The organism is Paraeggerthella sp. (assembly GCF_048427265.1).
GTDB classification, from domain to species: Bacteria; Actinomycetota; Coriobacteriia; order Coriobacteriales; family Eggerthellaceae; genus Paraeggerthella; species Paraeggerthella hominis.
In genome coordinates this window covers 1-8997 of the sequence record NZ_DBFOSR010000071.1, presented here as the reverse complement: position 1 = coordinate 8997, position 8997 = coordinate 1, and the positions used below count along the sequence as shown (strand labels likewise).

The window sequence follows — 8997 nt, the reverse complement described above, 5'->3', positions numbered from 1 at the left end:
TCGGTTACCTGGTCGATGACCGGGCGGTTGCGGTCAAGGCATCCCGGCCACTGCGGCGTGAAGGGCACGTTCGTCATCTTGGCGCGTTCCTTCTCGGGCAGGCGGCTGCCCAGCCCCCAGGTGAAGCTCATGTCAAGCGGCACCGACGTGACGAATGCCTGGTGAGATTTCAGTCCCAAGCGCTTGAGCAGCAGCTTTTCCAGGGTTGACGAAAGGGGCCTCTCGCTTTCGAGGCGCACGGGAGCCAGGCGCGCACGCTTCTTGAGGATGCGCTTCATGTGCTCGCGGTAGTCCTCGTCGCTTTCGTCGGTGCCTTCGGTGGCGTCAAGGTCGGCGTTGCGCGTCACGCAGATCACGTTGGTGTGCTTGACGGCGTACATGCTGAAAATTTCGGACGCCACCATCTCGATGGCGTGCTCCAGCAAGATGAACTGCAGCCCGTCGCCCGGCAGCTCGATGACGCGCGCGCATTGCTTCGGCATGGGCACCAGCCCCAGCGTCACGCCTTCGGCTCCAAGGTTTTTCGCCTTGTCGGGCTTGGCCGCCTTGTCCGCGCCCTTCGCCTTCGCGGTTTTCTTGCCCAGGTTGATCTCCTCGTTCAGGCGCACCACAACGTACAAGGCTCCGTTTTCAAGATGCGGAAACGGGTGACGCGTGTTGATGATCTGCGGAGACAGAAACGGCAGGACGTTTTGCTGAACGTGGCGCAACAGGAAGGCGCGCTGGTCGTCGGTGAGGTCTTCAGGGCGCAGATGGCATACGCGGCGCTCACGCAGCAAGCGGCGAACCTCCTCGAAGGTCCGTTCCTGGATGGGGTAGAGCTCGCGGCAGCGCGCGTAGATCGCGTCGAGCTGCTCGGCGGGCGTCATGTTCGACTTCGAGTCGATGATGTGCTTTTTCACCAGGGCCAGGTCGGTCAGGCTGCCCACGCGCACCATGAAGAACTCCTGCAGGTTGCTCCAGAAGATGGAGATGAAGTTCAGCCGCTCGAGCAGAGGCACCGTTTCATCGGCTCCTTGGTCGAGCACGCGCTCGTTGAACGTGAGCCACGACAGCTCGCGGTTCTGCAGGTAGGGCGCCGCCTGCATGCGCTCGCCCGCAACGCCGTCCGCGGCGGATGCATGGGCGGCTGGCTCCTGGTGGTCGGGAACGGCCGGGCTTGTCTTCGGATGGCCCGCACCCTGCTTGGGGGTGGTTTCGATCGACGGCTTCTTGCTTGCTTCCATGAGCTTCCCTTCCCGTACGTTCCGTCAACGTGCGCTGATGCGCGTGATGGCGAATCGGTTCCTTTAGAGCAGCATGCGTTCGATCAGGTATCCTTCGCGAACGCCGTATTTGCAGATTTCCAGGCGCTGCGCGCCGAAGGCGTCGAACAGCGCATGGAGAATGATGCAGCCCGGTACTAACGTATGCACGCGCTCGGCAGAGGCTTTGAGCGCGGCATGGGCAAATGCGTCGGGGTCGATACGGCACCACTTCAGTATCGCATGAATATCGTCGCGCGTCATGGTTTTGGGCCGGGTTGCCGAGCCTGTGGCTTGTTGCAGCATCTTGGCGGCGGCGCGCGTGCTGCCGCCGATGCCGTACAGGGTGTCCGCTCGGTACGCCTCAGGGTGCGGCAGCTTGTCCAGATGGTCGCGCAGCGCGCGTTCGATGGCGCGCATCTCGGGGTCTGCGGGCAGGATGGCGCGCACGTAGCGCGCAAACGACGAGAGCGATCCTTGCCCCAAGCTGACGTTGTCGAAGTCGCGGTCGTCCTCGATGCGCGTGAGCTCGGTCGACCCGCCGCCGATGTCCACCAGGGTTCCGTGGACGACCGATCGATCGCAGGTAGCCCCCACGAATCCCAGGTGGGCTTCGTCTTGCGCGGAAAGCAGGGATATGGGCAGCCCGGTGCGCTCCTCGATCTCGGCTACGGCCTGGTTGCAGTTCGAGGCGTTGCGCAGCACGGCGGTGGCGAACACCTCGAGCTTTTTGCAATCGAAGTACCGCGAGCGCTTCGCGTGGCCCTTGAGCACGTTGACGGCCCGGTCGATGCCCGCCTGGGTGAACGCGCCGTCAACGACGTAGGCGGAAAGGCCGGCCATCACCTTGTCGTTGATGAGGCTTTTGAAATCCTTGTTCGTGTACGTTTCCCGGCGGTCGTCCTTCACTTCGTATATGACGAGGCGAATAGAGTTCGATCCGAGGTCAATTACTCCGTAGTTGGGCATGATGGCTTCTTCGTGGGTCGTTCGGCCGCTGCGGCAGGCGCCGCGTAAGCGACGTCGTGCGCCGCGCCGCGCTGGTTGGTCATTGATTCCATTGTAGGCAAACCGTGGCTGGCCGCAAAGCGCGCTCGCGAACCCGGCACCAAGATTTTACCTTGAGTTGATGCAGCGGAACGGCCCGATTTCCCGCTGTGCTATGATGGGGTGCACCCCCGGAGAAAGGATGCGCGCATGCTGGAGACCGTCGATTTCTCGCTGGAAGCCCTGCCGAAGGACGAGTACAAGCTGCGTCGCGACCAGCTCATGGACCGGCTTGTGGTGCTGCAGCAGCAAGCGCGCACGCAGGGCGTGGGCCTCGTGGTCTTGTTCGAGGGTTGGGACGGGGCGGGCAAGGGCAGTCGCATCTCCGATCTCCTCTATCATTTGGACGCACGCGCGACCAGCGTGCACGTTACGGAAAACCTTGACGTCAAGGCTGCACGGACCTTTGCGGGCGCACCGTACGGCGTCACGGGATTCTACCCGATCATGCAGGAGTTCTGGCAATCGCTCGGCATGCGCGGCACCACCACGTTCTACGACCGCGGCTGGTACACCGCCGCAGTCCAGCACATGCTGTACGCCGAATACGGAAGCCTGACCATGGCCCAGGCTGAAAAGGCCACGGGCAAGCGCAAGGCGGTGGCTGCCGCCATGGCCGAGGCGCGCGACGAGCGTCACATCAGCGCGCTGCGCCGTCACCTTACGTCGGCGGCCGACTTCGAGCGCCAGCTGGTGGACGACGGCTATCTGGTGGTGAAGTTCTTCGTGCACGTGACCAAGGAGGCGCAGAAGAAGCGCCTGACGCGCTTGCACGACGATCCTGCCACGCGCTGGCGGGTGAGCGAGGAGAAGCTTGCGCGCATAGGAAACTACGAGGAGGCCTACCGCCTGTACGACAACCTGCTGGAAGGCAGCGACTTCGCGTACGCTCCCTGGCATCTGGTCAACGGGGAGGACAAGCGCCGCGCGAACCTGCAGATAGCCGAAACGCTGGCGGACGCGCTGTCCGGCGCGCTTGCCGCGCAGCCCAACGCCGAAGCTGCTGCGGCGGCAGCGAAGGCGCAAGCCAATTCGGCGGGCGCTTTGGAGGAGGCCCCTCTGTTCGGCCGCGCGCCGGAAGAGGAGGCCCGCATCTTGGCTGCCGCGCAGAAAGAGGCTGGCGAGGCCCGCGCCCGCGCTCCTCGCGCCTCGCGGTTTCGCCAGGTGGACGACCCTCCTGCGCTCGATCGGGTCGACCATGGCCTCGCGCTGGATCCGATGGCCTACAAGGAGCAGCTCAAAGCCCAGCAAGATCGTTTGAACAGGCTGGAAATGGAGATGTACCAAAAGCGCATCCCGCTCATGCTCATGTACGAAGGATGGGATGCGGCGGGCAAGGGCGGCAACATCAAGCGCGTCGCCCAGGCGCTCGATGCGCGCGCCTACACCATTTTCCCCAGCCCGGCTCCCACGAAGCCCGAACTGCTGCACCCGCATCTGTGGCGGTACTGGACGCGTCTGCCGAAGGCGGGGCACGTGGGCATCTACGACCGCAGCTGGTACGGGCGCGTGCTGGTCGAGCGCGTAGAGGGGTTCGCTTCGCCCGCCGAATGGACGCGCGCGTACGACGAGATCAACGAGTTCGAGCAGGAGCTCGTGCGCTGGGGCGCCATCCTGCTCAAGTTCTGGGTTGACGTGAGCCCGGAAGAGCAGCTGCGCCGCTTCCATGAAAGGCAGAACGATCCGGCCAAGCAATGGAAGATCACCGACGAAGATTGGCGCAACCGCGACAAGCATCCGCAGTACCAAGCTGCGGTCGAGGACATGTTCCGGCTGACTTCGACCCCCTTCGCTCCGTGGATCGTTCTGGAAAGCGACGATAAGCGTCATGCGCGCGTAAAGGCGCTCAAAATTATCAACGACGCTCTGGAAGCTCGCTTGCGCGAAGCCTGAGATCGCGTTACTATGGTCTGCAGCCATTAACGCCGATTGCGCGCTTTCGCGCGCTTGATTTAAGGGGAAGACATGACTCTGTTTGGAATGACCGTGCCCATGGAGGCCATCTGGGTCGTCGTTGCGATCATCGTGCTTATCATCGTCGTCTTCATTGCGAAGGGCTTTATCGACGAGATGAAGAAGTAGCTGACCGCGGGCGACGCCCGTAGTCGTGAAAATTGCGTTTTTGACTACATCGCGCCCTCGTTTCGGGGGCGTTTTGCTTATTATGGTAACGGTCTGGCAGCAGCGGGCGCGCCAAACGGTCGAGGACGATACAACGCCCGCGGTTCGACGTTCCTTCGAAAGGCGAACATGACCGACTATCGACAGTATCCCGATCCCGAGCCGCGCGGTCGTCACGCTCGTGCCCGGGTTCAGCAGGAAGCTGCGCATCAGCAGGCCGCAGGCCCCGGTGCCCGAAGGGCCCCGGCTCCCCAGCAGCCTGGCCAGGGGCAGTCGGCGCCACAGTACCGGGCGCCGCGTCAGCAGGCTCCCCGTCAGCAGGCGCCGCGTCCGGCGCAGCCCTACGCGCAGCCGACGCAGCAGCAGGCTGCGTATCGGCCCCAACCTCAACCTCATCAGCAGGCATATCGTCCCGTGCAGCCCCAGGCGGGGCAGCAGGCGCACCGTCCGGCACCGGCTTCGTACGGATACGGCGGCGCCGGCAGGGGACCGAACGGACCTGGGCCGAACGGCTCCGGGGCGAACGGGCGCAAGAAAAAGGGCGGGCCGTGGCGCGTGGTCTTCTGGATCGCGCTCGTGGTGTTCGTGGTGGCCCTGGCTGCCCTCGGCGCCATCGGATTCAGCTATTGGCAGGGCCAGCAGACGTACAAGGAAGTGGCCCAAGACGGCTTCAATCCGCCTGCGGACGTCGAAGGGACGTCGCTTGCCGACTTCACGGTGGATTGGGACGCGCTGAAGGCCATCAACCCCGATACGGTGGGCTGGATCTACGTGCCGGGCACGAACATCAACTACCCGATCGTGCACACGACCGACAACGAGAAGTACCTGACGCATGACTTCAAGGGCTCGGAGGGCTGGATCGCCACGTTCGGCGCTATTTTCCTGGCAGCCGAGAACGCCGGCGACTTCTCCGATGCGAACAACATCGTGTACGGGCACCACCTCAACGACGGGTCCATGTTCGCGGCCATTGCCGGCATGGACGACCCGGCGGCGTTCAACGCCAGCCGCACCGTCTACATCCTCACGCCGCAGGGCAACGTCAAGCTGACCACGTTCTCGCTCGTGCATTGCGCCGCCGACGACCCGCTTGCGCAAACCGCGTTCGCGTCCGAAGAGGAGCGCGTGGCCTACGTCCAGGACAAGATCGACCGTTCCGTGGTGAGCGTGTCCGACCTTCCCGCCTCTGCGGACATGAAGCAGACCTTCACGTTCGCCACGTGCGACAACCTGCCGACCGATGGTCGCTGGGTGCTGTTCGGCTACGTGGCCGACTCCACGATCGGGCCTGCGCCCGCCGACGCGGCCGAAGGCGGTTTGGCCGACCCCGACGCTGCGGCCGCCGTGGGCGACGCGTCGAAGGAGATCGCCTCATGAGCATGGCTGCGTTTCCGGGCGAGCGCCCCGATCGCCTTGAGGAGGAGTGCGCCGTATTCGGCGTGTTCGCTCCCGGCGAGGGCGAGGACGTTGCCCGTATGGCGTGCTTCGGCCTGCAGGCGCTTCAGCATCGCGGGCAGGAAAGCGCGGGCATTGCGGTGGGCGACGGCGAAACCGTTATGGTTGCCAAGGACTTGGGCCTGGTCACGCAGGTGTTCGACGAGGCGAGCCTGGCAGCGCTCGACGGGTTCGTAGCCGTGGGGCACGCCCGGTACTCCACAAGCGGCGCCGCGGCGTCGTGGGAGGCTGCGCAGCCGCATATCTCGGCCATCGACGAAGTGCTGATCGCGCTTGCGCACAACGGCACGCTCGTGAACACGAACGCGCTGCGCGCGCGCCTGGTGGGCGAGGGCGTGCAATTCCGCGCCGGTACCGACAGCGAAGTGGCTGCGAAGGCCATCGGGTGGGTCACGCAGGAAACGCACCATCTGCGCAACGGCATCCGCTACGCGATGGAGCATCTGGAGGGCGCGTACGCCATGGTGCTGGCCAGCCCCGACTCGCTGTACGCGTTTCGCGACCCGAACGGCATACGCCCCTTGTGCATCGGCCAGCTTCCCGACGGTCGCGGTTGGGCGGTGTCGAGCGAGACGTGCGGGCTGGACATCGTGGGCGCAACGTACCTGCGCGACGTGGAGCCGGGCGAGATCGTCCGCTTCAGCCGCGAGGGCATGCACTCCGAGCAGGGCGTACCCGCGGGCACGCGCGCATCCTGCATATTCGAGTACGTGTACTTCGCGCGCCCGGATAGCGTGATCGACGGGCAGAGCGTCTACCAGGCGCGTCGCGCCATGGGGCGCATCCTGGCGCAGGAGGCGCCCGTCGAGGCCGATCTGGTGCTGGGCGTGCCCGACTCGGGCGTGCCTTCCGCCATGGGGTTTTCGCAGCAAAGCGGCATCCCGTATTCGGACGGCATCGTGAAGAACCGCTACGTGGGCCGCACGTTCATCGAGCCGACTCAGGCCATGCGCCAGTTGGGCATTCGCCTGAAGCTGAACCCGCTGCCCTCGGTTATCCGCGGTCAGCGCCTGGTGGTCATCGACGACAGCATCGTGCGCGGCAACACGTCGAAGAAGCTGGTGGAGATGCTGCGCGAAGCGGGCGCTGCGGAAGTGCACCTGCGCATCGTGAGCCCCGAGGTTCTGTGGCCGTGCTTCTACGGCATCGACACCGACACGCGCGATCAGCTGATCGCCGCCAACATGACGCTTGACGAGATGCGCTCTTGGATCGGGGCCGACTCGCTGGCGTTCATATCGCTGCAGGGTTTGCGGGACGCGTTGCCCGACGTGCGCGAGCAGGGTTTCTGCGAAGCGTGCTTCTCGGGGGACTATCCTGTGGCCATTCCCGAATCATTGTCCAAAAAGAGCTTCATGACGAAGAAGGATTTCGCAGAAGCGTACGATAACGAGGCGTCCGTCTGAAGGGCGGCAAGAAGGAGCTTGAGATGACCGAGAGAATCACCGTGAACGCGAACCAGAACGAGGACGGCCCCCAGATGCCCAGCTGGATGGACGAGGATGCGGTCACGTACGCGCAGGCCGGCGTCGATACGGCGGAAGGCGCGCGCGCCGTGGAGGCTATCAAGGGCGTCGTGCACGACACATACCGTCCCGAGGTGGTGGGAGACATCGGCGGCTTCGGCGGTCTGTTCTCCATCGCGGCGGCCAAGGACATGGTCGATCCGCTGCTGGTGAGCGGCACCGACGGCGTGGGCACGAAGCTCAAGGTGGCCCAGCTGGCCGGCAAGCACGACACCGTGGGCATCGATTTGGTGGCCATGTGCGCCAACGACATTCTGGCCACGGGCGCCGAGCCGCTGTTCTTCCTGGACTACGTGGCTATCGGCAAGCTGAACGCCGAGAACATGGCCGAGATCGTGGCGGGCATCGGCGAAGGCTGCAAGCAGGCCGGCTGCGCGCTCATCGGCGGCGAGATGGCCGAGCATCCCGGCGTGATGGATCCGGACGACTACGACCTGTCCGGCTTCTGCGTAGGCGTGGTGGACCGCGTGAAGATGCTCGATCCGGCGGCCGTGCGCGAAGGCGACGTGCTGATCGGCCTGGCGTCGAGCGGCCTGCACTCCAACGGCTACTCGCTGGCGCGCAAGGTGTGCGTGGAGGGCAAGACCCACTACGAGCTGCGCATCGAGCGCGATGAGCTGGGCGGAGCAAGCCTGCAAGACGCGCTCTTGGCGCCGACGCGCATCTACGTGAAGCCGGTGCGCGCCGTGCTGGACGCCTGCCCGAACGCGGTGCGCGCGCTTGCGCACATCACGGGCGGCGGCATCACCGAGAACCTGAACCGCGCGCTGCCGGAGAACGTGGACGCGCAGGTCGACCTGGGCACGTGGCCGGTGCCTCCCATCGCGAAGTTCGTGTGCGAGGCGGCGCATCTGGACGAGTCCGAGGCGCTCAAGACCTTCAACATGGGCCTGGGCCTGGTGCTCATCGTGGACCCGGAGCGCGCCGACGAGGTGGAGGCCGCGCTGGCCGAAGCCGGCGAGCGGACCTATCGCGTGGGACGCGTCGTGTCCGGCGCGGCCGAGGTTCGCTACGCGAACGACGGCGCGCTGTACGGCTACGAAGCGGAATAGGAGAATTCGCATGACCACGCCGCTTACGATAGGCGTGCTGCTGAGCGGCAGCGGCACGAACCTGCAAGCTATCATCGATGCCGTGCGCGACGGGTTGCCGGTGAACGTCGCGTGCGTGGTGTCGTCGCGTCCCGACGCGTACGGCATCGAGCGCGCGAAGGCCGCGGGCATCCCGACCGTCGTGCTCAACCGCGACGTGTACGCCGATCCGCTGACTGCCGATGCGCGCATCGTGGACGAGCTGCGTGCGGCGGGCGCGGAATACGTGGTCATGGCCGGCTACATGCGCAAGGTTACGCCGGTCATGCTGGACGCGTTCCCGGACCGCGTGCTCAACCTGCATCCGGCGCTCCTGCCTGCGTTCAAGGGCGCGCACGCCATCCAGGACGCCTACGATGCGGGCGTGAAGGTGACGGGCGTGACCGTGCATTTCGCGAACGAGGACTACGACAAGGGACCCATCGTGGCGCAGCGCGCCGTCGAAGTGCGCGAAGGCGACGCGTTGGAGGATTTGGAGGCGCGCATCCATGAGGTGGAGCACGTCATCTA

Annotated in this window: 6 protein-coding genes and 1 pseudogene; 5 read left to right on the top strand and 2 right to left on the bottom strand. The window is 65.2% G+C overall.

Annotated elements, in window-relative coordinates; all coding sequences use genetic code 11:
• Positions 1-1226 (bottom strand): annotated as a pseudogene (locus ACMNI9_RS06830) (polyphosphate kinase 1); the annotation flags it as partial.
• Between the two features lie 63 nt (positions 1227-1289).
• Entirely contained in the window at positions 1290-2213 is a 924-nt protein-coding gene (locus ACMNI9_RS06825) for an exopolyphosphatase (protein ID WP_418831320.1), read from the bottom strand.
• 228 nt (positions 2214-2441) lie between these two features.
• Here ACMNI9_RS06825 and ACMNI9_RS06820 point away from each other — a divergent pair, with 228 nt between their 5' ends.
• The 5 genes from ACMNI9_RS06820 to purN all read left to right on the top strand — a co-directional run.
• Complete coding sequence (locus ACMNI9_RS06820) at positions 2442-4184, top strand: polyphosphate--AMP phosphotransferase (protein WP_418831319.1); 1743 nt, start codon at positions 2442-2444, stop codon at positions 4182-4184.
• Positions 4185-4541: 357 nt separating this feature from the next.
• Positions 4542-5792, top strand: coding sequence for a class B sortase (srtB, locus tag ACMNI9_RS06815; RefSeq protein WP_418831318.1), 1251 nt, complete (start codon positions 4542-4544; stop codon positions 5790-5792).
• On the top strand, positions 5789-7276 hold the full coding sequence (gene purF, locus ACMNI9_RS06810; protein ID WP_418831317.1) for an amidophosphoribosyltransferase: 1488 nt from the start codon (positions 5789-5791) through the stop codon (positions 7274-7276). Before srtB ends, purF begins: the two co-directional genes overlap by 4 nt.
• 23 nt (positions 7277-7299) lie before the next feature.
• Positions 7300-8448, top strand: a complete 1149-nt coding sequence (purM, locus tag ACMNI9_RS06805; protein ID WP_216528948.1) for a phosphoribosylformylglycinamidine cyclo-ligase — start codon at positions 7300-7302, stop codon at positions 8446-8448.
• Positions 8449-8458: 10 nt separating this feature from the next.
• The coding region (gene purN, locus ACMNI9_RS06800) for a phosphoribosylglycinamide formyltransferase (RefSeq protein ID WP_418831316.1) at positions 8459-8997 on the top strand (539 nt) is incomplete at its 3' end.